The following is a 24,667-nucleotide window of genomic DNA, read 5'->3' as shown; positions in this document are numbered from 1 at the left end:
GTCACGGAGGCTCTGCTCTTGCCACCATTCCCCTGAGCACTGCGGGGAACCCTGTAATGGTAGAACCCGTCCAATGTGTTAGTTATATGGTTACTGAGGTGAAACGCCTTGCCTATACGCAGACGACTGGTGGGGCTCGTGGCCGCCGCGGCTCTGGTGCTCACCGCGGCACCTGCCCACGCCAACTCACCACAACCCCTTACCCTCTACGTGAACGGACGGGAACTCTACCTCCCGCAGGTGCCCATCCTGCAGAACGACCGGGTGCTGGTGCCCATGCGGGCCTATCTCGAATCGCTGGGCGCCGAGGTCGGGTGGGAGCCCCCTGATCGGGTCACCGCCACCCTGGGAAGCCACGTCGTGCAGCACCGCATCGGCGAGCAGACCGCCTACGTCGACGGGCGGGAAGTGTACATGGACGTGCCCTCCCGCATCATCCAGGACCGCACCTACGTGCCCCTCCGGTTCCTTTCGGAGGGACTGGGTGCGACGGTGGAGTACAACGGCGCCACCGCCTCGGTCACCGTCGAGACGGCGCCGCCCGGCCAGCTGGAGGTGATCGACGGCCCGCTGAACATCCGCCAGGCGCCGTCCACCTCCGCCCCCATCCTGATGACCGTTCCGCTGGGCACCCGCCTGGAGATCGTTTCGGAGGAACCGGGCGCCGAGTGGACCGAGATCCGCCTGTCCGACGGCACCACCGGCTGGGTGGCCAACCGGTACACCCGCACGCTGGGCAGCCAGCCCGTGGTGGAGCCCTTCCTCCCCCTCCTGGAGGAGCGGGCCTTCCTCCAGGTCGGCGGCCAGTGTCTGGGAGCAGTGCCGGTGCTGGACAACCTGACGGTAGTTCCGCTGGTGGAGACGCTCTCGGCCCTGGGCGGCTCGGTGAGCCGCGTGGCGGACAGCACCACCCTGGTGGCGACCCTGGGCGGACGGCAGCTCTACCTTACACCGGGATCCACCGAGGCGGTCCTTGACGGCCAGACCATGATCCTGAGCACCGCCCCTCTGGTGGCCGGCGGGCGCCCCTTCGTCGCCGCCCGCGACCTGGCCCGGGCCTTCGACCTGCCGCTCACCTGGTCCAATGACACCCGCACCGCCTCCTTCGGCCAGGCCGCCACCGCCTGCAACCCGACGGTCGGGACGGAGTCGTACATCATCCTGGACGCCGCGACCGGTGCGGTGCTGAGTGAGTACAACGCTCGTACGCCCCGGGCCATCGCCTCCACCACCAAGGTCATGACGGCCTTGCTGGCCGTCGAGCTGGGGAACCCTGAAGCGGTGGTCACCGTGAGCAGCAACGCCGCCAGCCAGCCGGGCACCAGCGTCTACCTCCGGGCCGGAGAGCAGCGGACCCTGAGCGAGCTGCTCTACGGGCTGATGCTGGTCTCTGGCAACGACGCGGCGGTGGCCATCGCCGAGCACCTCGCCGGCAGCGAGGAGGCCTTCGCCCGGCTGATGAACCAGCGGGCCGCGGAGCTGGGGGCCAGGAACACGTACTTCGTCACCGCCTCGGGGCTGGACGACTGGGTGGACCCCTACTCCACCGCCGAGGACCTGGCCACCATCGCCCGCCATGCGCTGCAGAACCCGCGCTTCCGCTCCTACATGTACCCGTCGCAGTGGACCATCCCGGGGCCCTGGGGAAACCGCCTGCTCACCAACAGCAACCTGTTCACGCTGCGCTACCCCGGCGCCACCGGCGTGAAAAACGGCTGGACCGAGAAGGCCGGCTACACCCTGGTGGCCTCGGCCTGGCGAGGCGGGCGGGAGCTGCTCCTGGTGCTCCTCGGCGCCTCCACCCGCACGGAGCTGTACAGCCAGGCCTATAACCTGATGGACCACGGGTTCGAGCTGGCCGCCCAGTCCTGGCTCCTCAACTGACCGGAACGGAACAAAAGCCCCCCGCCGCTGGCGGGGGGCGCTTGTTCATGCAACGCGAACTAAGCCATTTCCCGGGTTGTGGCCAGGACTGTTGCGTCAACCGGCGCGAGGAAGCAGCGGCCGGGCCCCTTCACCCGTACCAACACAGGGGAGAGCACGGGGCGTCCGGCGACCACCCCCTGCACACTTACCTCCAGCAGGCCTGCGAAGTCCGGGTGGTTCCAGCTGAACTCGGCCGCGGCCGTGAGGGGGTCGCATGCAGTCTGGATGTGCGCGTCGGCCGGCCAGCGGGTTGGGGTGAGGCGTTCGAAGTATGACACCGCAATCTCTCCTCTCCACAACCTGGCCATGCTATTTTTCGCCAGAGAAGCTGGACCTCCTTCCAGTCATAAAGGACTAAAACGCGCGGCCAATTGCGACCGCGCGCTACCTCGAACGGTCACCCCATCGAGAATAATTGCTTCATTCGCTTAACATTAGCGCGGCTCACAATGACCTCGGAGTGGTTCTTGTCCTTTAGCTTCATGATGTAAGCGCCGTTGAAATACGGGCTGATCTCCTTCACCTGGTAAATGTTCACCAGGTAGGAGCGGTGGCTGCGGAAGAACTGGTTGGCGGGCAGCCGCTCCGTCAGCTCCTGCAGGGTGTGCCGGGTCAGCAGCCGCTCCGAGTAGGTCTGCACGTACACGTTGTAGCCCTCGGAGAAGATATACACGATCTCGTTGAGCGGCAGCGGGATCTGCTTGTCGTCCTTCTCGCACAGCAGGAAAGAGAGCTGCGGCTTGGGCTCCTCCGCCTGGCGGGCGGCCTCCCCCGCCTTCTCCGCCTTGCCCTCTGCCGCTGCGCCCTTCGCTTCCCGGAGACGCTGGATGGTCTCCGCGAGCCGCTCCGCCTCGATGGGCTTCAGAAGGTAGTCCGTCGCCGGAATCTCGAACGCGGAGACGGCGTAGTTCTCGTAGGCGGTGACGAAGACCACCTTCGGCATCACCGCCCGGCCCTTCAGGCTCTTGGCCAGCTCCAGCCCCGTCATCCCCGGCATCTGCACGTCGAGGAAGATCACGTCGTACTCCAGCGCGTTGATGAGCGCCATCGCCTCGCGGGCGTTGGTTGCCTCCCCGATGATTTCGACGTCGGGAAACTGGCTGAGCTGGAACCTCAGTTCCATCCGGGCAGGGTATTCGTCGTCAACGATGAGGGCCCTCAGCACCATGGACAACCTACGCCCCTTTTGGAAATACCGGGTGTTTTCCTTCCATTTTAGGTGACCCCGGGCGCTGTAGCCAAGTCCCTTTTTGTGACGACCGGCTCAATCGCCCTGGCCAGCCGCCCGCTGCAGGGGGATCCGCAGACGGATGGCCGTGCCCCTCCCGGGGATCGAGCGGATGCGCAGCCGGTACTCCGGCCCGTACAGGGAGACGAGCCGCTCGTTCACGTTGGTGAGCCCGAGCCCCATGTTGCTGCCGAAGCCCTCCTCGAACACCCGCCGCTGCGTCTCCTTGTCCATGCCGACACCGTTGTCCGCGATCAGGACATGCAGGTGATCGCCCACCTGCCGCACGCGGATGCCCACCACCCCCACATCCTCCTTGGGGGCGAGGCCGTGGACGACCGCGTTCTCCACCAGCGGCTGGAGCGTGAGCACGGGCACGGAGGCCCCCGTCACCCGGGGGTCGATCTTCAGCTTCACCTGCAGCTTCTCGCCGAAGCGGGCCTGCTCCAGGGAGAGGTAGATCTTGATGTACTCCAGCTCATCCTGGAGCGTGTTGAAGTTGCCGCGGGTGGTGAGCGACCGGCGGAAGAACTGAGACAGGTTGACCAGCAGCTCCCGGGAGCGCTCGGGATCGGTGCGGGAGAACATGATGATCGTGTTGAGCACATTGAACAGGAAGTGCGGGCGAATCTGCGCCTGCAGTGCCTCAAGGCGGGCCCTCACCGCCAGCTGGCGCTGCCTTTCCAGTTCGGCCAGTTCCATCTGGATGCCCAGCAGTGCGGCGATGCCCACCGCCAGGCGGGCGACGTAGCTGGGCAGCGGGGCCTGGGTGGCGCGGTAGAGCTTGAAGGTGCCCACCACCTTCCCCCGGAACTTCAGCGGCGTGATGACCGCGGCTTTAAGGGGATGCGGGCAGTCCGCCTCGTCGCAGGAGAGCACCCGCGGATCGTTCACCACCCGGGTCTGGCCGGTGTCGAGCACCTCGCGGGTGGCGCCGGTCAGAATCGGCCCGCCCTGCCGGTGGCGCCGGCAGCCCACCCCTGAGAATCCGAGAACGACCCGGTCGTCCGTGATGGCCACCGCGTCCATCTCGGTGATCTGGCGGATGATCTCGCAGATCTTCTGGGCCGACTCGAAGTTGAGCCCCTGCTTCATGTAGGGCATGGTCTCCTCACCGATGCGCAGCGAGGTGTCGAAGCTGGTGATCGACTCCAGCGCCGCCGGCGAGAGCGCCTCATCCTCCGCGGCACGGCGCAGGAACAGCGCCACCGCCAGCACCTCCAGGCCCACCACCAGCGCGGCCCAGACCGGGGCGTAAGCCGGCTGGGCCCACACCAGCCAGAGCAGCAACACCCCGCCCACGGCCACCGTGAGGAGGACCGCCTTCGCTTTCTGGTTCACGCTCCCCTGCCTCCCTCTCCGCCTCAACCCCGGCGCCCGTGCCGCCGGGGGATATCGTCGCGCTACCCTTCGCCGTCAAAAGAGGCGCGTACGTAGCTCCCATCCTTCATTTATTCTCGGCGACGCCGGCTCTCGCCTGCTGCGATCCGGCTGCCAGGAGAGGAGGGCCCTGCCACCGTGAGTGCAAGACCCCCTGTCGCCCAGCCGCCCACCGAGGTGGTGCCGGGAATCTACCTGGTCCAGATCCCGATCCCCATCCCCCTCCGCTTCGTCAACTGCTACCTCCTGCGGGGACCATCGGGCTGGACGCTGGTGGACACCGGCTTCCACGACGACCTGGCCCGGGAGGCCTGGCCCCGGGCGCTGGACTACCTGGGCATCCGCCCGCAGGACATCCAGCAGATCCTGCTCACCCACTACCACCCCGATCACATGGGCGCGGCCGGGTGGCTGCAGGAGCTGAGCGGCGCCCCGGCCTACCTCCCCGAACCGGAGATGGAACAGTTCGAGCGGTTCTGGGGCGAAGGGGCGGCCGAGATGGGCCCGCGGCAGATCGCGTTCTTCACGGCGCAGGGCATGGACCCCGATCTGGCCCGGGCGCTCGTGGCGCTGCACGACCACACCCTGGCGATGGTGAAGCCCCTGCCGGCGGTTAGGCCCCTCCCGGACGGCAGCCGCATCACGCTGGGCGGCGCCAAGTTCGAGGTGATCTGGACCCCCGGCCACTCCGACGGCCTGGCGGTCTTCTGGGACCCTGCCCGCTCCCTTCTGCTGGCCGGCGACATGCTCCTGGCGACGATCACGCCCAACGTCTCCGTCTGGCCAGGGTGTCGGCCGAACCCGCTCGCCGACTACCTGGCCTCGCTGGAGCGGGTGTCGCGGCTGGGTGCGCGGCTGGCGCTTCCCGGCCACCGGGCGGTGATCCACGCCGTGGCGGAGCGGGCCGCCGAGATCGCCGCGCACCACGCCGACCGGCTGAACCGCGTGGTGGCCGCCGCGGGACCGGAGGGGGCCACCGCCTGGGAGATCTGCCGGCGCATCTTCCCGGTGGAGGCGCTCACGCTTCACCAGGTGCGCTTCGCCGTGGCCGAGACGCTGGCCCACCTGGTCTACCTGTGCGCGGAGGGGCGCATGCGCAGGGAGGGTGCACGATACAGGCAAAGTTAGAGCGCCGGCGGGAATGCCCGCCGGCGCAGGTGCGAGGTCCGACTCTAATGCGCGCAGCCGCCGCTGCCGCAGGACCGGGGAGACCCGGCGGCGCCCGCCGTGCGGAAGGACTGGCCGCAGCTGCAGGTGGTGACGGCGTTGGGGTTGTGGATGGCAAAGCCGGCGCCCATCAGGCTGTCCACGTAGTCGATCGTGGAGCCGTCGATATACGGCAGGCTGGCGGGGTCGATGACGACCTTGATGCCGTCGAACTCGGCCACATTGTCGTCGGGGCGCGGATTGCGCTCCAGCGCCATGCCGTATTCGAAGCCCGAGCAGCCGCCGGGACGCACCAGCACCCGCAGGGAGAGATCCTCGCCCTTGGCCTTGATGATCTCCTTGAGCCGCGTCGAGGCCTTTTCGGTCAGCGTGATATTCACAGCCCGTTCCCTCCTTTGTTGGCTGAACCATAGTGTACCATGAAACGATGGAGGTCCGTCAATCACCGGCGTTCGGCTGCCCTGCGCGCGGGCAGCGCAAACATATGAAACTCCTTCGTTATGTTTGACGACGCACCCTGCGTTGCGATACTGCCCGATCTCCCCGTGCCGGAAATGGGCGGCGCCCGGCTCCATGGCCGGGCGCCGCTGCGCGCTCGCCGGGATTACGGTTACGGACGGTCGATGGTGAAGACAGGCGAGGTCCAGGTCTCCCAGTCGCTCTTCGAGGTGCCCAGGGGCTTCTGCACCTCGATGACCAGGACGTAGTCGCCGTCGGCCACCGGGCGCTCCTTCTTGCCCTGCATCACGTAACCGTCGAAGGCCACGGCGAAGAACCCGGTGGGCGAAGAGTTGCGGGCCATGTACTCCTCGTCGACGAAGTAGCTCACCGACCCGCCCTTCGCCGGCCGCACGCCGATCTTCACGCGGCTGGCGTGATGGTCCAGGTGGAAGAGCACGTACGGCAGGTCGCCGTCGGTCATGGTGAAGACGGCGCCTTCGCCCTCCCGATAGTAGGTGTCATCGATCACCCGCGCCAGCCACGGGAAGCCGTACGGGGTGGGCGTCAGCACGGTCTTGGCCTGGTAGTCGCCCTTGTAGCCGGCGTAGGGCACCCGCAGGACCGGGCCGCCGCCGCTCACCGGCGTGAGGACGATGTAGCCGCCGTAGATGGTGCCGTCGGGCAGCGACGGGTCAGGCGCGATGGTCACCTTCACCTTGGTAACGCCCTTCGGCGAGAGGGTCACAGTGTTCTTCTGGAACGTGACGCTGTCCTCGCCGATGTAGAAGGAGGGCGAGTAGGTGTCGCCGCCGGTGGAGACGGCCTCCACGTGGCTCAGGGCGTAGGTGATCCGCCGCCCCGTGTCGTTGCGGATCGAGATGGTCTCAGAGATGGCCTTGCCCGTGTACTCGCCCAGCGCGAGCTTGGGCGTCTCGACGTACACGCCGGTCAGGATCGCGTCGTCGATCCGGAGCATGCCGGCGCCCTGGCGGTTCACGCTCTCCAGGAACCCGAGGGCCGGATTGCCCCACCAGTTCTTGGGCTCCGCCGTGCTCAGCAGCCGGGCCGCCACCTCATCGGGCTTGGTCTTGGGCCGTGCCTCGAGCAGCAGGGCCACGGCGCCCGCCACGTGCGGCGAGGACATCGAAGTGCCGCCGAGGGTGGCGTAGCCGCCCGCCTCCAGCGGGTAGGTGGAGTAGATGCCGCCGCCCGGTGCGCCGATGTCGGGCTTCAGCGAGAGGTCAGGAGCAAGCCCGTAGGAGCTGAAGCTGGAGATCAGGCCGCCGGTCGGGCTCTCAAAGGAGCCCAGTTCGTCGGTCCACTCGAGGTAGAGGTCATCGCCGTAGGACAGCAACTCCCGGATCATCAGGCCGTCGTCCTGGGTGATGGCAACCACGGGGATCGTGATGGCCTCGTCGCCGGCCACCGTCGGGTTGACCCGGCCGGAGGTGTTGTTGTACAGGATGACGGCCGCGGCGCCGGCGTTCTGGGCGTTGAGGGCCTTCTCGTAGAAGGTGCAGGTGCCGCGCTGCACGAGCACGGCCTGGCCCTCGAAGCTGCCGGCGGGCACCGGGGCGCAGAGCAGGTTATTGCCACTGCCCAGGTCTGCGCTTGCGATGGGCAGCTCGCCCTCCGTGGGCGGCAGAGGGGAGGCCGAGGCCGAGGTGAAGCCGACCTCGAAGCCAGCCACGCGGAAGAGGGGCAGCGTCGCGTGCGTGTTGTCGAAGGAGGCGACGCCGATCACCCGCGAGCCGTTGCCCGGGGCGCCCGTGGAGTAGAGGCCGTATTCACCGTTGTTGCCAATGGAGGCTACCACGACGACGCCCTTCTTCACCAGGCGGTCGGCCGCGACGGCGGTCGGGTAGTTCGGCCACTGGAAGGAGGCGCCGAGAGACATGTTGATGACGTCCATCTTGTCCTTCCAGGCCCGCTCCATGGCGGCCAGGATCACGTCGGACGTGGTGCTGCCCTCGCAGCCGAACACCCGGTAGGCGCCCAGCGTCGCGTCGGGGGCCACGCCCTTGATCTTGCCGTTGGCGGCGATGATGCCCGCCACGTGGGTGCCGTGGCCGGCTACGGCGCAGTCATCCGGATCGGGATCGGGCCGCGGAATCGGGTTGTAGCCCGGGTCGTCGGGATCAGCGTTGAAGTCGTCGCCGACGAAGTCGTAGCCGTACGCCACCTTGTAGCGCTTGCCGAAGCCACCGCCCAGGTCGGGGTGGTGGTAGTCGATGCCCGTGTCGATCACCGCCACCTTGATGCCCTTGCCGGTGTAGCCCAGTTCGGACTGCACGATGTCCGCGCCGGTCATCGCCAGGGCGGTCACCATGTCGATGTCGTCAGTGGGCTGCTCCACCTGCGGCCGGGTAATCTCCACCACCGGGTAGATCGCCTTCACGCCGGGCATCCGGCTGAGGGCCGCCACCTCCGCGGGACCGGCCATGACGGAGATGCCGTTGAAGAGCTCCTCATACTCGAAACGCTCCTGGAACTTCACGTTCTGCCGCGCCGCCTCGGCCCGGAACTGCGCTCGCTCGTTTCGCACCGCAGTCGCGCTGCCGCCGTCGGCCAGCGGCGCTCCGGAGAACTCCACGAACCAGGCCCGCGGCGTCTCGTCCACCATGTCGTCCGGCCAGTAGATGGTGGCCGGCTGGTCAGGTTCGAGCTCCTCCACCTGCGCCGCCGCCGGGAACGCCGTACCCAGCAGCATGACCCCGACCAGGACCGCCGTGACGAGTCGCTTGTGCTTCATCTGGGAAACCCTCCTCCCTCCCCGCTGTGCGGAGTTTCATGCGCCCCGGACCGCGGGGCGGCCTGAAGGGCGCAGGGAGGAGTGTTCGGCGGAGTGAGTATTTATTCCTGCTGTATTCACCCGACTATTTTCTATTTCGCGTTGACTGCGACGAGGGCGAATGGAACCTCCGTTTTCCAGGCGCCTTCCCCACAGGCGGGCAGGCGGTGTAAGATGAGGTTGATCTTTACCTCTGCAGCAAGGGAGATGGACATGACCCCCACACTGCTCACCCTTTCCGTGCTCGGCACCGCGGTGGCGGCGGGGCTGGTGGGCTCCATGCTGGGCCTGGGCGGCGGCATCATCATCGTGCCGGCACTCACGCTGCTCTTCGGCTACGACTTCCGCACGGCCGTGGCCGCCAGCGCCGTGTCGATCATCGCCACCTCCACCGGGGCCGCGGTCGCGTACCTCCGGGACCACATCACCAACACCCGGGTCGCCATGTTCCTGGAGGTCGGCTCCACCCTGGGCGCCCTGAGCGGGGCGTTCATCGCCGGCTACTTGCCCACCCGCTTCCTCTTCATCCTCTTCTCAATCCTCATGGCCTACTCGGCGTACGCGATGTTCCGGGCCCGGAAGACCGAGCTGCCGGAGGGAGTCGTGCCCGACCGGGTGTCGCAGCGCCTGCAACTCCGGGGTTCGTACTACGACAAAGCCCTCGGGCGCACCGTCTCCTACCACGCCACCGGTGCCATCCCGGGACTCCTGCTGATGTACGTCTCGGGTGCGGTGGCGGGCCTGCTGGGCGTCGGCGGCGGCACCTTCAAGGTGCCGGCGATGGACATCGTCATGCGGCTGCCGATCAAGGTCTCCACCGCCACGTCCAACTTCATGATCGGCGTCACGGCGGCGGCCACCGCCTCGGTCTACTTCGTGCGCGGCGACGTCGACCCGCTGGTGGCCGGCCCGGTGGCTCTGGGCGTGCTGGGGGGCGCCCTCCTCGGCTCCCGGCTGATGGTGAAGCTGAAGGGCTCCACCCTGCGCCTGCTCTTCGTCCCGCTCCTGCTCTACGTGGCGGCCCAGATGGCCTGGAAAGGGGTGACGTACTGAGATGGAGGACACCCGCACCCCGGAAGGCTCCCGCTCCCCCGAGCGCTCAGTGGCCCGGGGAGTGGAGCAGGTCGAACTGGCCGTCTCCCTGCTCCTGCGCCTGGGCACCGCCGTCTCGGCCTGCCTGATCGCCGCGGGCCTGGTGCTCTTCCTCGCCACCCCCGTGAGCTTCGGCCCGGCCCTGGTGACGGCGGGGCTGGTCACCCTGGTCTGCACCCCGCTCCTGCGCGTTCTGGCGGCCATGGTCATCTACTTGCGGCTCGGCGATGTGACGTACGGGGTAATCTGCCTCAGCGTCCTGCTCTTCGTCCTGGCGGGCTTCCTGCTGGGTCAGACCCACTGAGCGGGCTGTGCCCAAAAGCCCGGTAAGCGGATGTTGAAGGGAGCCCAGGCGACTGAACCCGCCCGCGGCCGTCGGAGCGCCGGTGGCAAGGGCGGAAACAGGAAACCGTGGATCGGCAGGTCTCCATGCCGATCCACGGTTTCATCGTTGATAACGTATCGCCGGCCCCTCATTCGCTGCCGAACTCTCGCTTCAGCGTCGGATAGGCCCGCAGGATGTCCGTGCGGCTGAGGATGCCGACCAGGCGTGTGGGGTCGTCGGCTGCGACCACCGGCAGGCGCCCCACGTCGTGGCGGGCCATCAGGAGGGCAGCCTCGGCAACCGTCTGGTCAGGCGTCACGGTAATCAGGTTCTTCGACATGGCCCGGGTCACGGGCGTGGCCAGCCGCCCCTCCAGAGGCACGTCGCGCACGTCCTTCAGGGTGATCATCCCCACCAGCCGGCCGGCGGCGTCCACCACCGGGTAGCCGCCGTGGCGGGTCTGGTGCATCAGGTCGATCACCGCCCGCAGGTCCATGTCGCTGCGCACCACGTCCACCCGGTGCGCCATCGCTTCCCCTACCTTCACCTCCCGCAGGTCGTGCAGCTGCCAGGGCAGCAGGATGCCCTGCTCGGGCAGGTGGAGGGTGTCCACCGAGAAGGGGTTGATGCGCTGGCTGAACACCGCAGCCACGCCGCAGGCCACCATGGCGGGCAGTGCGATGCGGTAGTCGCGGGTGATCTCGAAGATGAGGGCGAGAGCCGTGAGCGGCGCCTGCGTGGCTCCGGCGATCATGGCGGCCATCCCGACCACGGCGTAGGCGCCGGGCTGCACGGCCACGCCGGGGAGCGCCAGCGCCGCGAGATGGCCGTAGAGGCCGCCCCCCATCGCCCCCAAGAAGAGGGCCGGCGTGAAGGTGCCGCCCGTCCAGCCGCCGCCGCTGGTGCAGGCGATGGCCACGAGCTTGCCCCCGAGCAGTGCGGCCAGGGTGAGCAGCGGGAGCCGGCCCTCCAGCGCGTCCTGAATCGTGCGGATGCCGGGGCCAAGGGTCTCGGGCAGGGCGAGGCCCACCAGGCCGAAGAGCACGCCGCCGAGGGCGCATCGCAGCGCCGGCGGCAGCCACTCCCCCGGGAAGCCCCGCGCCACCCGGGAAAGCCACGGCCCGGGGAAGAACCCCAGCTTCCGGCCGACCTCCTCGCCGCCCCAGATGGCCGCGATGTAGAGCCGCGAGAGCGGCGCAATGCAGAGGCCCAGGCCGAGGAAGAGCGGGATCTGCACCGGGTCGAGCACCGCGTAGGCCGGGATCGGGAAGGCCGGCTGCCCCGTCATGGCGTTGGAGAGCAGGGCGGCCACCGTCGCGCTCAGGGCGGCCAGGGCGAAAGAGCGGGCCGTGAACGGCGCCAGCACGATCTCCATCGCGAAAAAGGAGCCCGCAATGGGGGCGTGAAACGCCGTGGCGATCGCGGCCGCCGCCCCGGCCGTAACCAGGGCGTTCCGCCAGCTCGCCCGCACGCGTGTCGCCTGCCCCAGGGCAGAGCCGATGCCCGCTCCCAGGAGCACCACCGGCCCCTCCCGCCCCAGCGAGCCGCCGGCGCCCAGGGTGAGGATGGCGGCCAGCGACTTCAGCAGGGTCGTGCCGGGCCGGATGCGGCCGTCGCGCCGCACCCGGGAGAGGATCACCAGCGGGATGGCGTGGTGGCGGTCCCCGGGCGGAACGAGCCGGACCACAGCCGCGTGCACGAACCCGAGCGCGGCGGGGAAGAGCAAGAACGCCAGCCACGTCGGAAGCCCGGCGGCGCGGAGCCAGCCGGGCAAGAGCGTATATCCGAAGTCGAACAGGCCACTCACGGCCCGCTCAAACAGCCGCACCCCGAATGCGGTGAGTGCCCCCGTGAGCACCACCAGCGCCAAGAGCAGAAGAAGGGTCAAATCCGCGAGCCGGACCGGTGCGAAGAGTTGCCGCCAGTCCGACCGCGGATACCCCAGGTCACGCGGATCCACGTGCTGCGCACCCCCGAACTTCCTGATCGATTCCCCCCGCTCGGCCCTCCGCTGCTCCGAACCCCTCTCGTGCGTCGCCGCCCCGCAGTACCGGACCCGGGCGCGACCGCCCGGGCCCGGAGAACACGTCGATAGTGCGTCCCTCCCTGCAGCCGGCGGCGGCGCTCACTCGCCGCCGGCCCCGCCGTTGGGAGGCGCCGGCACGCCGCCCGCGCCGCGGCCGGGCGGCACGGGTCCACCCCCGCTGCCGCCGGGTGTGATTAACCCACTGTCGGCTTCTACCGGGGGCGTGGAATCGCCGCCTGCCCCGCCATCGGGCGGCTCGGGTTCACCCTCGCTGCCGCCGGGTGTGATCAACCCACGATCGGCCCCTGCCGGAGGCGTGGGCTCGCCGCCGGCCCCGCCACCGGGCGGCATGGATTCACCCCCGCTGCGGCCGGGTGCGGTTGATGCACCTGCGGACCCGGCCGGAGGCGCCGCGCCCTCGCCCGTTGTGCCGGCGGGGGATGCAGCACCGTTCTCAGCGCCGCCGGCAGGCGACGCTGGACCTTCGCCAGAGCCGCCGCTGAGTGGTGCAGCACCCTCGCCCGATCCAGCGGCAGGCGGTGCAGCACCCTCGTCGGACCCGCCAGCGGACGGTGCAGCACCGCCGCCAGACCCACCGGCGGGCAGTGCCTGCCCACCGGCCCCACCGCCCGGTGGGACGGGCTCCACCAGCCCGCCGCCGGCCAGGTAGGTGCTGACAACGCGGGTAATCTCGGCCAGATCGGAGGCAGCCGCCGCCTCGTCCACGCCCGCGCTGAAGAGGGCGATCGCGAACGGGCGTCCGGGCAGGAAGACGATGCCCACGTCGTGCACCATGCCCGGCAGCGTGCCGATCTTATGCGCCACAGTAACGCCCGGAGGGGCGCCCGCAGCGATGCGGTCTGAGAAGACGGTCTGCGTCATGAGCCCCATCAGGGTACGGTACAGGCCGTCGCCTTCCACCGCACGCCGGTAGGCCCGCTCCAGGTAGACGATCATGTCCCGGGGCGTCGTGGCCCGACGGCCGGTCGGGAGGTTTGTCACCGTGCCGCCCTGCGCCAGCATGTACTGGCGGAAGTTGTCGAATCCGAACCGCCGCAGGAGCATGTTAGTGGCGATGTTGTCGCTCACGGTGATCGCCAGGTCCACCAGTTCCGCCACCGTGTAGCAGTCGCCGGGAATCGAGTCCTGGAGGATACCCGTGCCGCCCTCCCAGTCTGCGGGATCATAGGTAAGGGGCTCGTCCAGAGACGCCTTCCCTTCGGCCACCAGGTCGAAGACGTACATCGCCAGCGGCGCCTTCACGGTGGACGCGGCCACGAACACCTGGTCCGCGCCGACCGCAGCGGTGGCGCCGGTCGTCAGGTCCAGCACGGCCACGCCGTATTGACCCGGCCGGGTAGCCAGGTAATCCCGGAGCGCCTGCTCCAGCTCCGCCAGCGCTCCGGGCTCCGCCGCTGCCGAGCCGGGAGCGACGTAGGGCAGGGCCTCGCCGGCTGCAGCGGCCGCAGCCAACGGCGACCCGGAGGCGCACACCCGGGGAGCCCTCGGCGCCACCCACGGGCGGGTCGGGCCGTCCCCATTCTCCCCCCGGTTGGACTGGTTCGTCGGGCGCTTCCCGTTCCGGTCTTCCCCGGCCTCGCCGCTCTCGCAGCACGTTTCCCGCGGCGCGCTCGTCTCCGGCTCCCACGCGGCCTCTTGCTGCACCGTTTCGGCCGGCGTCTCCGCCGCGACTGCGTCGCCGTCCGTCATGTTGGCCGCGGGCGACGTGGCCGGAAGGCCGGAAGCCATGGCCAGCAGGGTGGTGATGAGGGCCGCCGCTACCAGCAGACAGAACGCCTGGTACACGCCCCTAGGACTCCGGCCTGCCATGAACGTTCCCCGTCCTTTATACGCGAGGTGCAACTAATGCTACACCTGTTGTATACCGACACCTGGGATAATTCAAGGGCAGACACCTGGGCGGCCGTGCGTCACCGGGGCGACGTGCCGATCCCCACCGGCCTTCGTTCACTCCTCCACACAGGACCCGCCCTGCTCCTGCAGCGGCCCTGCTCACGGGTTCGGCGCGCGAACTCCTCAGGCCGACGTGCGACCCCCAGCTTCCGGAGCTCTACCTGGTCAGCGGGTCGATGTGCGGCCCCCTGGCTTCCGGAGCTCCACCTCATCACCAGGCCGACGTGCGGGCCCCTGGCTTCCGGAGCTCCACCTCATCACCAGGCCGACGTGCGGGCCCCGCCCGGCTCCGACCACTCCACTTCCAGGTTCAACATCGGCGCGAGCAACCCGGCGGGCAGGTAGAGCCGCCCGCCGCAGAGCACCGAGCGGGCCGGGACCACCGTGCCGTTCAGCACCGCCTTGTCCACGGCATCCCGCCCGGCCGGAAAGTGCACCGAGAGCACGTCGCGCTCCCCGAGCAGGCTGGCGGTGCGGCGGGCGCCGTCCCAGTAGACGCCCCTGCCCGCCAGGTAGGGCTCCACCAGCCCCTGCACCGGCAGCAGGACGTCCGCCGGGTTCGCCGTCCCGTAGCCCGTCGCCCGCTGTTCCGCCCCGTCGGGGCCGCGCATCGTCACCGCCACCGCCGCCAGGCCCTGGAGGGACGCGCAGGTGGCGCCGCCGGCCCCCGGTTCGCGCTCTGCCGACCCGAAGGCGGCGAGCAGTCCGCCCAGGAGCAGGGCCGCCGTCCCCCCCAGGAGCGCCACACGGGTGAGCCAAAGCGCCAGGTTGCGCACGCCTCTCTCCTCCCTCTCGCCGCGCTTTCCCTCCTCCCATTCTAACCCGTTGCTGGAGTATTTCGGAAGACACGCAAGATAAGAAGAGACCGCGGGCGTTCCCGCGGTCTCTCTGTTCCGGACCGGATGAACCGGGCCTACCGCCGCACCAGCAGTTCGGCCACCACCTCGTCGCCGGCGGTCAGGCGGATGATCGGCACCATGTCCATGCTATGGGTGAGCGATCCGCCGAAGGTCCCCGAGGCGGGCGTCACCCGCAGCCAGGCCCACGCCGCCCCGGCGGGCAGCGGCTGCTCCAGCCGGTAGGTGCCGTCGGAACCGGTGACCACGGCACGAGTGCTGCTGCCGCCCTCCAACACAAGCTCCACCCGGGCGCCCGACACCGGCTTCCCGGCCTCGTCCAGCACCCGGCCCGACACCACGGCGTTGCTCTCATAGATCATCACAGCCTTGGTCAGCTGCCCGCCGGCAGCAGGCAGCTCGCTCAGCACGACGCCGCCCTGGCTGTAGCCCTCGTGGCTCACCGTGAGCAGGCCCAGGGTGCCCTTGGAGAGATCAGCCGCAATCCGGAAGTACCCGTCGCCGCCAGCGGCCGCCTGGCCGACCACCCGGCCGTCCAGGTACAGCTGAACGTCCGCACCCGGCACCGGGCGGCCCTGCAGATCCACCACCACACCGTCAACGGTGGCCGTGCTGGGCATCAGGCGCACGGTGGGCAGGGCATCGCCGGCGTTCAGCGCCGCCGTCATGTCGATGTCGCCGCTGGGCAGGTAGCCCTCTGCGGTCACCCGCAGCGCCGCCCACGGCGTGGTGGTGGGCACGTTACCCAGCCGGTACCAGCCGGTGCCGTCCGTCTTGTCGTGGCCGGCGGTCCGGCCGTCGGCCGTCACCATCGTCACGTCGGCCCCCGCCACGGGCCGGCCCAGGGTGTCCACGATCCGCCCCTGCACCATGGCCAGTGCGGGGCGCAGGGTCGACTGCACGTAGAGCCGGCCGCCGCCCGGGATGTGGAAGGTGGTGGTGGTGCTGCCCGACACGACCACCTCGCGGGTGGGCACGTAGCCCTCCTTGCTCACCCGCATCATGTAGGGCGACTGGGCGAAGCCGCCGTCCTGGCTGGCGTCCACGTTCTCGATGATGAACTTGCCCTCGGCGTCCGTCGTGGCCTTGTACATCACGTGTGAGCGGCGGATCAGCTCGACCGTGGCGCCCTCGATCGGCAGGCCGGTGGGACCGGTCACCATGCCGGTCACGGTGGCCCGCACCAGGGACTGGTCATTGAAGCTTTGAGCAATCAGCGGGATCTGCACGGTGCCGCCGGGGCTCACGGTGAACCAGTCGGAGATGGCCAGGTCGATGTGGTCCACCGTCAGGCTGTCCACGGCGTTGTAGGCCACCAGCTGGTAGCGGTAGCCCTCGCCGGCCGGGACGGCATCAAACCGGACCGCCCCGTTGGAGTCCACCCGCGCCGTGGCCACTTCGCCCAGCCCCTGCCGCATGAGGACGATCTCGGCGGTGCGGATCGGGCGGTTGCCGATGGTGGTGAGGACCGCCTCCACGGTGCCCGTGGCCCGCTGCAGCTTGATGCGGTTAAGCCCGGAGAAGTCCAGGTTGCCGCCGGGAAGGACCGTCTGCGGCTGGGTCTCCACCGGCGCGTAGCCGGGCATGCTGACCCGCAGGCGGTACTGATCGGAGGGGAGGGCGAGCTGCGCCGAGAACCGGCCGGTCACGCCGCTCTCCATCTGGCCCACAACCACGTTCTCGCCCCGGACGAGCTCGACGCGGGCCCCGCGGATCGGCGAGCCGGTGGCCCCGTCGACCACCTCGCCGGTGACGCTGATCGTCCCCTGCGAGAGTGAGATCGCCTCCACGGTCACGCGGCCGCGGCCCACCGAGACGCGCTTCTCCGTGGGCACCTGGCCCTCTGCGACCACGATGGCCCGGTACTCGCCGGGGGCCAGGTCACGAGCGACCCAGCGTCCGCCCTGCGTGGTGCCCTGGGCCACCAGCCGCCCGTTGCTGTTCAGCAGGGTCACGTGGGCCGTGGCGCGGCCTTCCGTGTCGCGGATGTAGAGCTGCAGTTCGCCGCCGACCGGCTCCAGCGTGATGCTGCGCACGCCGGGCTGGGACGGGTCAAACCAGCCGGTCTCCTTCACCTCGTACCCCGGTGCGGTGGCCCTGGCCTGCCACAGGCGGGTGCGGCCTGCCGTGTAGGGCACCCGCACCAAGCCGTCCTCGCCCGCCTCCTGAAGTGCGACGAGGCCCTGCCCGAGTTCGTACACCTCCACCGTAGCCTTGGCCACCGGCCGGCCCATCGCGTCGGCGACGCGCAGAAGCACCTCGGTTCCGACTTCCTGGGCGGCGGCCGGGAGGGCCGTCAGGAGCACGAGCAGGGTGGCCAGCAACGCCGCGGCCATGCGATTCGCTCCGGCGGACTTCCTACGATAGCAGTTCACGCGCACATCCTCCTTATTCGTAGCGCAGGGCCTCTATGGGATCGAGCCGCGCCGCCTTCGAGGCCGGATAGACGCCGAAGATGACCCCGACGGCGGCCGAGAAGCCCAGAGCGAGAATCACCGAAGAGACGTCGATCAGCATGGAGATGCCCATCGCACGGCCGGCGAGCCAGACGGGGATGGCGGCGAAGGCCACGCCGATCAGCCCGCCCACCATGCAGATCACCACCGACTCGATGAGGAACTGGGTCATGATGTTGCCGTAGGTGGCCCCGATCGCCTTGCGCAGCCCGATCTCCCGGGTGCGCTCGGTCACCGAGACCAGCATGATGTTCATGATGCCGACGCCCCCCACCAGCAGCGAAATGGCGGCGATGGAGGCGATCAGCCCGGTGAGCAGCCCGGTGATCGACGAGATGGCGGCGGTCATCTGCTCCATGCTGAAGCCCATGTACCTGGCGCCGTGGTGGGTGCGCTCGAGAAGGGCAATGGCGTCGTCCATCACCGCCTGCACGTTTGCGCCCGGCTTCACCTTCACGACCAGCGCCCAGATCTCGGAGGTGCCCGTCATGCGGCGCACCGACTCCACCGGCAGGTAGACCGTGGTGTCCTGTGCGCCCAGGCTCTGGGTGAAAGAGCCGGTGGTGTTCTGGACCACGCCGATCACGTGGTAGGAGAGGCCGTTCACCTTCACGCGCTCGCCGACGGGGTTGTAGTTCTTGTCGCCGAACAGCCGGGTCACCGCGTCCTGCGCCATGGCCACGACGCGGGCCCCGCCCTCGATCTCGGCCTCGGTGAACCAGCGGCCCTCCTGCACCTTGAGCCCCAGGGCCTCCGCGGTCCCCGGGTAGACGCCCAGCGCCACCGAGGAGAGGGTCTCCTTCTCCCACTCGAGCCGGACGCTCACGTTGTCAGCGCCGACCACGGCCTCGATGTCGGGCAGCATGGCCTTCAGCGTCTGCATGTCCCGCTCCTTGAACGGTTCCATGCGCGCCAGCGTGTCGGTCGCGCTGATCGAACCGGGGAAGACCTGGAACACGCCCGCCCCGAGGCCCTCCAGTTCGCCCAGCACCGCCGCCTCGGTGCCGCGCCCGATGGCGATCACCGCGATGACCGAGCCGACGCCGATGATGATGCCGATCATGGTGAGGATCGACCGTAGTTTGTTGGCGAGCAGGGCCTCCCACGCCACCCGGAGCGTCTCGGGGATGTTCATTCCTCAGGTCCTCCCATCTCGGCGAGGCGCTCCAGCGCGCGGATGGGGTTGGGCACGGGCTCATCGCTGACGATCTTCCCGTCCCGGAGCCGGATGACCCGGTTCACGTGCTGGGCCACGTCCGGTTCGTGCGTCACAATCAGGACGGTGGCCCCTTCCGCGTGCAGCTCCTGGAAGAGGGCCAGGATCTCCTCGCCGGTGCGGGAGTCGAGGTTGCCGGTGGGCTCGTCGGCCAGGATGATCGACGGGCGGGTCACCAGCGCCCGGGCGATGGCCACGCGCTGCCGCTGGCCGCCGGAGAGCTCGTTGGGCCGGTGGTTGATCCGGTCGCCGAGGCCGACCCGCTCCAGCGCCTCCCGGGCCCGCCGATGCCGCTCCCGCGCCCCCACTCCGGCGTAGATGAGCGGCTGTTCCACGTTGCGCAGCGCCGTCATGCGCGGCAGCAGGTTGAAGGTCTGGAACACGAAACCGATCTGCTGGTTGCGGATCCGGGCCAGATCCGACTCGCTGCGGGCGGTGATCAGCTTCCCGTCCAGCTCGTACGTGCCGCTGGTGGGCCGGTCCAGACAGCCGAGGATGTTCATCAGCGTCGACTTGCCCGAACCGGAGGGGCCCATGATCGCCACCAGCTCACCGGCGTTGATCTCCAGGCTCACGCCCCGCAGGGCGTGCACCTCGCTGTCGCCCATCTTGTATACCTTGTGAATATCGACCAGCTTAATCACTGGACTTCCCCCCGGTTTCCTCAGCCTCCTCGACCCGCACCGCAGCGCCGTCCTCCAGCGAGTTGATGAGGGTGAAGGGACTCACGACAACCTGCTCCCCTTCCTGCAGCCCCTCCAGGATCTCGACGTCGGTCTCGGTGCGCAGCCCGGTGACCACGGGCCGGACCTCCACCCGGAAGTCCGCCACCACGAGGACGCTCTCGGCGCCGTTCTCGGTGCGCACCGCCGCCAGCGGGACCACCAGGACGTTTTCCCGCTGTGCGGTAGCAATGACCACCTCGGCGTTCAGGCCCGCCCGCAGGAGCCCGTCGCGGTTGGCCACCAGCCCCTCCACCGGGAAGTACGACGTGCCGCCGGCGGCGGTCGCCTGGGCGGCCACCCGGGTGACCCGCCCGTCAAAGAGGTAGCCCGGGGCGGCGTTGGTCTCCACGGTGAGCGACTGCTCCGGCTGCACCTTGGTGATGTCCAGCTCGTCCACCTGGATGGTCACCTTCAGCTGGTCGAGGTCGCCAAGGGTGAGCAGGAGCTGCGACTCCTGGGCCGGCAGGCCGTCGGTGATGGCGAGCGTCAGCACGGTGCCCGCCGCGGGGGCGGTGAGCTGCGCCCGGGCCAGCTTCGCCCGCAACACCTCCAGGTTGGACCGGGTGGCCTGCAGGTTCAGCTCGGCCGCCCGCAGCTGTTCGGCCACCGTACCGCCGGAGGCCGCCTCGTTCTCGGCCATCTGCAGGGCGAGGCGCGCCGCCTCCACCTGGCTGCTGGCCAGCTGCACCGCCACGGGGTTGTCGCCGCTCACGCGGGCGTAGTCCGCCTCGGCCGCAGCCAACTCGTCATAGGCGGCCCTGAGCTGCACTGCAGCCTGCTCGGCCGCCTCCCGGCTCTGCCGCAGGGCCGAATCGTACTGGTCGCGGGCCTTCTCGTAAGCCTCGCGCAGCGACGCGTTGCCCGGGTCGGCCCGGTAGGCCTCCTCCGCCTTCAGCAGGGCCTGCCGGGCCGCCTCCACCTGTGCGGCTCCGTCGGAGGTGCGCTCCTGCAGCGTCGCCAGGTTCACGCGGGCCTGCTCGAGCCTCGTGCGCAGGGCGTCGTTCTGCCTCAGCACGGAGGCCAGGTTGTCTTCCGCCTGCAGCAGCTGGCTCCTGGCCTGCTCGATGCGCTGGCTGAGCTGCAGCGGCGCCTGCTGCTGCTGCAGCCGCAGGCTCGCCAGAGACGCCTCGAGCTGCGCTACCTGCGCCTCCTGGGCCGACACCTGCAGGGCGAGGTCGGAGGAATCCAGTTCGGCCACCACCTGGCCCGCCTCCACCCGGTCGCCGAGCCCCACCAGCAGCTTCACGGACCGGGTAGTGAAGGGCGCCCGGACCTCGTGCACCTGAGCGGCTTCCAGGAATCCGGGCGCCACCACTTCCTGCCGGAGCGACCGTCGGGAGACAGTCTGCACCCGAACCAGGGGGGCGCCCTTCGGCCCTTGTGCGCTCGTACGCTCCCCGGCAGCGGGGAGGTCGGCCAGGTTAGCCCACAAGATCAGCGCAACAGATACGATAATGGCAGCTGCCACGAGTACCTTCTTCTTCACTCTCGGTCCTCCCTGGCTTTACTGTGGGAAGTTGAGGTTCAGCGTCGCCTGCTGGGCGAAGGACGCCGTGGCCATCAGGTAGAGGGTGCCGATCACCAGCAGGGTGACGGGCATGGCCCACCCCTTGCGCGGCTCCCGTCCGAAAAGGGCGGCGAAGCCAACGGCCAGCAGCGCGTAGTACCAGAGGCCCAGGGGGTTGAGCATGGTGAGTGCGGCGGCCAGGATGGGACTGGCGTCACCAGGCAGGAAGGCGGCAGCGCTCAGGTTCAGCGGCTGCCCCGCGAAGGCCTGGTAAACCGCCGACAACAGCAGGGAGAGCGCGAGGGGCATGCGGGCATAGCCGATCATGCCCATGTAGGCCGAGAGGGAGACCCCACCCCCGTGGAACTGCCCGAAGAAGAGGGCCACCAGGGCGAGGACGAAGCCCACAATCCAGGGGCCCGCCACCGACTGGATGGCCAGCCCTGCGGTGGCGCCCCATCGGGTGAACTGCTGCATCATCTGCACGTCGTCCCCAGTCACACCGGGCTGGGAGGCCATCATGACGCCGATCTGGTCAACCATTTCCATGGTGCTGGAGTAGGTGAGGGCCAGGACCACCACGCCCACCAGGGTGTGTACGAGGTAGGGAACAAGCACGGGCGGCCTGTTGCCCAGCGCCCGGAAGGTCTCCACGGGGCTGAGCAGCACGCGGACCACCGCGCGCCACGGCGACACGGCCGGTGCCGCGCCTTCGCGGACCACAGGTTCGACCACGGCTGCATCCTCCTGTCTTACGACGATTGTCGCTGGAACCGAGTTTCCCAGGATGTTTCTGTTGATGAGACTCTCTGGCTGCATCCAATGGTTCAACCCTGTGCTACATAATTGATCGGTATGGGCCACCCCCGGCGGTTCCGGATCCATCCCGGCCCTGGGCATGGTGCCGGCGCCTCGAGCAGACCCAGGCCCCCCGGCCCGGGGGAGGCAGACCCCTCCCAGGCCTGGCGCGGGGTAAGTCCCGTACGCATAGATCAAGCCCCCTCCCCATCGTGGGAAGGGGGCTTCTGTTTGGAACTCCGTTCGGATACACAATCAGCTCCGCCAGGGAATCGCCGCAATCACCAGCACCAGCGAAGCGAGGTAGAGCCAGAAACCGGCGGCCGGCTTCCCGCGCTTCTGCAGCCTCTGGCCGAGATGGGCTACGAGCATCGCCAGGATCATCGTGCCGGGGTGGATGAAGGCGAAGAAGGCGTGCCACCGCCAGGCCGACTTCCAGAGCCACATGATCAACCCGAGGAGCACCTGCACGTCCAACACCACGGAGTAGACCAGGCCGGCCTTGCTGCCCCAGCCCGACGCATCGCGACCGGAAGCAACCCGGGCACCTACCAGGGCAACGATCGCGGCCACCAACACCAGCCACCGAACCAGGCTATGCGCCATCACCAGGTAGAAGTACAACACAGGCATGCCCTCCTAAAACTTTCTCATCGACTTTGTTCATAACCAGACAAACTGAATCTTTCGCCCAATCGAGCGGGTTTCCTTCTCTTCCTGACCGAAAAGGCTTGTCCAACTGTTTGGACGGCCCACAGCGGTTCCCGATCCTCCACGACGTGAGGATGCAGGCCCCGACTGCCCGGGCGAGCCTCCTGCTGTGGCACCGGGCCCCCCGAGCTTCCCCGGGGGACTTCCCGCTGCGGCTCCGGATGACTCCGCTTTCTCACGCTCGCTTCCTGATGCGGCCCCGAGCAGCTCCAGTTTCCCAGGCACGCTTCCTCCTGCGACTCCGGGTGGTCCCGGCTTCCCGCTGCGGCCTCGGGCGGTCGTGTTGTCGCATCAGGTCTACCCGCAGGTGTAAGTCGAAGGAAATGAGTAGAATGTAGAGAAATTTGATTCGCAGGGAGGGATGTACCGTGGGGAACACGCCAACGGCACTGGACTGCAAGACCGTCGCGGCGGCCCTTGACCGGCACCTGCGCACCGACACGTTTCCTCTGGGCATCCGGATCATCCGGGACGGCGAACCCCTGCCGGACCGGGTTCGCCGTCCGCTCCGCGACATGGGCATCAAGATCGCCATCTGCCAGGGCATCGGCATGGCCCGGCGCTACGGGTGGGCCATCGCCATGGGGCCCGAAGACCTGATCTGTCCCATCGCCCAGGTGGCCTTCGGCTTCAAGCCGGCCATCCCGTATTACACCGAGGGCAACCTGGCGGCGGGGATGTACGTGGAAACCTGCGCACAGGGCGCCCTCACCGAGCAGGAAGTGCCCAAATTCGCGCCGGAGGAGGCGGGCACGGTGGTAGTGGCGCCGCTGCATCGCTGTACGTTTGAGCCCGAGACGCTCCTCATCTACGGCAACTCGGCCCAGGTGATGCGGGCGGTGACCGCATCCCTCTGGAAGACGGGCGGCTCGCTCACCTCCACCACCACGGGCCGGGCCGACTGCGCCGACATCGTCATCCGCACCGCCCGGGACGGCAGGCCGCAGTTCATCCTACCCTGCCTGGGCGATCGGATCTTCGGACAGACCCAGGACACGGAAATGGCCTTCACCATCCCGTGGCGGCTGGTAGCCGACCTGCTGGAGGGGCTGGAGGGCACGCACAAGGGCGGTGTGCGGTACCCGATTCCCAGCTTCCTGCGCTACACCCCCGAATTCCCGGCGACGTACCAGCGGCTTCAGGCGCTCTGGGGGGAAGAGGAGAAAAAGGCGGGGCAGCAGTGATGCCGCCCCGCCTCTCTATTAGCCCGCGAACGCCCGGCTGTACGTGATCAACGTGAGGACGCCGCCGATGGTGTTTGCGCACACCATCAGGCTGGTCTTACCCGTCGCGATCATCGGCACCTCAGCCCGCTGCGCGGCAATCCTCCTTCGCTTGGAGCACTACACTGTCCGAGCGGCCAGATCGCACTGCTCCACGGTTTCGCTGGCTCATCAGCAACCCGCCGTGCTGACTCCCCAGCCTTTTGTACGCCCGTTGCCCTTCATTCACTTCAGGTCCACGAAGGCCAGCGTGCAGCGGGAGAGGCAGATCAACTGACCCGCCTCGTCCGTGATGCGCACCTCCCACACGCTGGTGCTGCGGCCGATGTGGGCCGGCGTCGCCACGGCCCGCACGGTCCCCTCCCGCTTGGAGCGGATGTGGTTCGCATTGATCTCCATGCCCACCGCGGTGCGCCCCTCGCCGGCGTTGAGCGCTGCCCCGATGGAGGCAACCGTCTCGGCCAGTGCGACCGACGCCCCGCCATGGAGCAGGCCCATCGGCTGGCGGGTCCGGTGGTCCACCGGCATCGTGGCCACCACCCGCTGGGGTGTGATCTCCTCCAGCAAGATGCCCAGCGCCTCCAGCATGGTTCCTTCCGTGTAGGGTTTCGTGTCCATCCGCGCATGCCCCCTCCCCTGTGCTGGCTCTTGAGATTCGCCGCGACAGGCTGTGCACCCTTTCTGTTCGGACTTTTCACGTTAACCGTGCAGTCGCGCTCCCGGTCGCGCTCCAGCGCCAACCCCAGTTCACACCGGTCCGAAATGCCTTGTGCACTTCGCTCACCCATCTTCCCTGCCCGACACTTCCCCCCCGAGCCGAGGAAACCGACCCAGGGGCCCGCGTTCTTGGACTTTTTCGGGCCGTCCCGCCCCCCCACCCCACC

20 protein-coding genes are annotated in these 24,667 nt (G+C 68.9%); 5 read left to right on the top strand and 15 right to left on the bottom strand.

Annotated features, from left to right (window positions below; all coding sequences use genetic code 11):
- Positions 1-108: 108 nt before the first annotated feature.
- Complete coding sequence (locus AB2385_RS11460; protein ID WP_367655139.1) at positions 109-1,884, top strand: stalk domain-containing protein; 1,776 nt, start codon at positions 109-111, stop codon at positions 1,882-1,884.
- 59 nt (positions 1,885-1,943) lie between these two features.
- On the opposite strand, the gene AB2385_RS11455 is transcribed toward AB2385_RS11460, so the two are convergent.
- From AB2385_RS11455 to AB2385_RS11445, 3 genes are all read right to left on the bottom strand, one after another.
- Positions 1,944-2,204 carry a hypothetical protein gene (locus AB2385_RS11455; protein WP_367655138.1) on the bottom strand — a complete coding sequence of 87 codons (261 nt, stop codon included), beginning with the start codon at positions 2,202-2,204 and terminating at the stop codon, positions 1,944-1,946.
- 119 nt (positions 2,205-2,323) lie between these two features.
- The gene (locus AB2385_RS11450) at positions 2,324-3,094 is read right to left on the bottom strand and encodes a LytR/AlgR family response regulator transcription factor (protein WP_367655160.1); all 771 of its coding nucleotides are present in this window, start codon (positions 3,092-3,094) and stop codon (positions 2,324-2,326) included.
- 96 nt (positions 3,095-3,190) lie between these two features.
- Entirely contained in the window at positions 3,191-4,495 is a 1,305-nt protein-coding gene (locus AB2385_RS11445; RefSeq protein ID WP_367655137.1) for a histidine kinase, read from the bottom strand.
- A gap of 177 nt (positions 4,496-4,672) precedes the next feature.
- Between AB2385_RS11445 and AB2385_RS11440 the strand changes: the two genes are divergently transcribed.
- On the top strand, positions 4,673-5,662 hold the full coding sequence (locus AB2385_RS11440; protein ID WP_367655136.1) for an MBL fold metallo-hydrolase: 990 nt from the start codon (positions 4,673-4,675) through the stop codon (positions 5,660-5,662).
- 44 nt (positions 5,663-5,706) lie between these two features.
- Here the strand turns inward: AB2385_RS11440 and AB2385_RS11435 are convergent, their stop codons facing one another.
- Both AB2385_RS11435 and AB2385_RS11430 read right to left on the bottom strand, forming a co-directional pair.
- Positions 5,707-6,081, bottom strand: a complete 375-nt coding sequence (locus tag AB2385_RS11435; RefSeq protein ID WP_367655135.1) for a HesB/IscA family protein — start codon at positions 6,079-6,081, stop codon at positions 5,707-5,709.
- 230 nt (positions 6,082-6,311) lie between these two features.
- Positions 6,312-8,894 carry a S8 family serine peptidase gene (locus tag AB2385_RS11430; RefSeq protein WP_367655134.1) on the bottom strand — a complete coding sequence of 861 codons (2,583 nt, stop codon included), beginning with the start codon at positions 8,892-8,894 and terminating at the stop codon, positions 6,312-6,314.
- Positions 8,895-9,146: 252 nt separating this feature from the next.
- On the opposite strand from AB2385_RS11430, the gene AB2385_RS11425 reads away from it, so the two are divergent.
- Together AB2385_RS11425 and AB2385_RS11420 are read left to right on the top strand one after the other, a co-directional pair.
- Positions 9,147-9,986, top strand: a complete 840-nt coding sequence (locus AB2385_RS11425) for a sulfite exporter TauE/SafE family protein (protein WP_367655133.1) — start codon at positions 9,147-9,149, stop codon at positions 9,984-9,986.
- Between the two features lies 1 nt (position 9,987).
- On the top strand, positions 9,988-10,329 hold the full coding sequence (locus AB2385_RS11420; protein ID WP_367655132.1) for a DUF1634 domain-containing protein: 342 nt from the start codon (positions 9,988-9,990) through the stop codon (positions 10,327-10,329).
- Positions 10,330-10,498: 169 nt separating this feature from the next.
- On the opposite strand, the gene AB2385_RS11415 is transcribed toward AB2385_RS11420, so the two are convergent.
- From AB2385_RS11415 to AB2385_RS11375, 9 genes are all read right to left on the bottom strand, one after another.
- On the bottom strand, positions 10,499-12,310 hold the full coding sequence (locus AB2385_RS11415; RefSeq protein WP_367655131.1) for a chloride channel protein: 1,812 nt from the start codon (positions 12,308-12,310) through the stop codon (positions 10,499-10,501).
- A 165-nt stretch (positions 12,311-12,475) separates the two neighbouring features.
- On the bottom strand, positions 12,476-14,182 hold the full coding sequence (locus AB2385_RS11410) for a serine hydrolase (protein ID WP_367655130.1): 1,707 nt from the start codon (positions 14,180-14,182) through the stop codon (positions 12,476-12,478).
- Between the two features lie 365 nt (positions 14,183-14,547).
- Entirely contained in the window at positions 14,548-15,066 is a 519-nt protein-coding gene (locus AB2385_RS11405) for a hypothetical protein (protein ID WP_367655129.1), read from the bottom strand.
- A gap of 137 nt (positions 15,067-15,203) precedes the next feature.
- Positions 15,204-17,522: a collagen binding domain-containing protein gene (locus AB2385_RS11400; RefSeq protein WP_367655128.1), complete on the bottom strand. Its 2,319-nt coding sequence runs from the start codon at positions 17,520-17,522 to the stop codon at positions 15,204-15,206.
- 13 nt (positions 17,523-17,535) lie between these two features.
- Positions 17,536-18,738, bottom strand: a complete 1,203-nt coding sequence (locus tag AB2385_RS11395) for an ABC transporter permease (protein ID WP_367655127.1) — start codon at positions 18,736-18,738, stop codon at positions 17,536-17,538.
- Positions 18,735-19,463 carry an ABC transporter ATP-binding protein gene (locus tag AB2385_RS11390; protein WP_367655126.1) on the bottom strand — a complete coding sequence of 243 codons (729 nt, stop codon included), beginning with the start codon at positions 19,461-19,463 and terminating at the stop codon, positions 18,735-18,737. Before AB2385_RS11390 ends, AB2385_RS11395 begins: the two co-directional genes overlap by 4 nt.
- Entirely contained in the window at positions 19,456-21,030 is a 1,575-nt protein-coding gene (locus AB2385_RS11385) for an efflux RND transporter periplasmic adaptor subunit (RefSeq protein ID WP_367655125.1), read from the bottom strand. The genes AB2385_RS11390 and AB2385_RS11385 overlap by 8 nt, the downstream gene beginning before the upstream one ends.
- A gap of 18 nt (positions 21,031-21,048) precedes the next feature.
- A complete protein-coding gene (locus AB2385_RS11380; protein ID WP_367655124.1) occupies positions 21,049-21,786 on the bottom strand; it encodes a YIP1 family protein in 738 nt (245 codons plus the stop codon).
- A gap of 318 nt (positions 21,787-22,104) precedes the next feature.
- Entirely contained in the window at positions 22,105-22,476 is a 372-nt protein-coding gene (locus AB2385_RS11375; protein WP_367655123.1) for a hypothetical protein, read from the bottom strand.
- 452 nt (positions 22,477-22,928) lie between these two features.
- Here AB2385_RS11375 and AB2385_RS11370 point away from each other — a divergent pair, with 452 nt between their 5' ends.
- Positions 22,929-23,744, top strand: coding sequence for a DUF169 domain-containing protein (locus AB2385_RS11370; protein ID WP_367655122.1), 816 nt, complete (start codon positions 22,929-22,931; stop codon positions 23,742-23,744).
- Between the two features lie 264 nt (positions 23,745-24,008).
- Here the strand turns inward: AB2385_RS11370 and AB2385_RS11365 are convergent, their stop codons facing one another.
- Complete coding sequence (locus AB2385_RS11365; RefSeq protein WP_367655121.1) at positions 24,009-24,401, bottom strand: hotdog fold thioesterase; 393 nt, start codon at positions 24,399-24,401, stop codon at positions 24,009-24,011.
- Between the last annotated feature and the right edge of the window lie 266 nt (positions 24,402-24,667).

It is taken from the genome of Symbiobacterium sp., from assembly GCF_040797425.1.
Classification (GTDB): domain Bacteria; phylum Bacillota; class Sulfobacillia; order Symbiobacteriales; family Symbiobacteriaceae; genus Symbiobacterium.
Note: the sequence above shows the minus strand (reverse complement) of the source record. Positions and strands in the feature narration are given on the sequence as shown.

Excerpts from the sequence above, each read along its gene's own strand:
- AB2385_RS11450 (WP_367655160.1), bottom strand. The coding sequence starts at position 3,094 with ATGGTGCTGAGGGCCCTCATCGTTGACGACGAATACCCTGCCCGGATG.
- AB2385_RS11430 (WP_367655134.1), bottom strand. The coding sequence starts at position 8,894 with ATGAAGCACAAGCGACTCGTCACGGCGGTCCTGGTCGGGGTCATGCTG.
- AB2385_RS11425 (WP_367655133.1), top strand. The coding sequence starts at position 9,147 with ATGACCCCCACACTGCTCACCCTTTCCGTGCTCGGCACCGCGGTGGCG.
- AB2385_RS11420 (WP_367655132.1), top strand. The coding sequence starts at position 9,988 with ATGGAGGACACCCGCACCCCGGAAGGCTCCCGCTCCCCCGAGCGCTCA.
- AB2385_RS11395 (WP_367655127.1), bottom strand. The coding sequence starts at position 18,738 with ATGAACATCCCCGAGACGCTCCGGGTGGCGTGGGAGGCCCTGCTCGCC.
- AB2385_RS11365 (WP_367655121.1), bottom strand. The coding sequence starts at position 24,401 with ATGGACACGAAACCCTACACGGAAGGAACCATGCTGGAGGCGCTGGGC.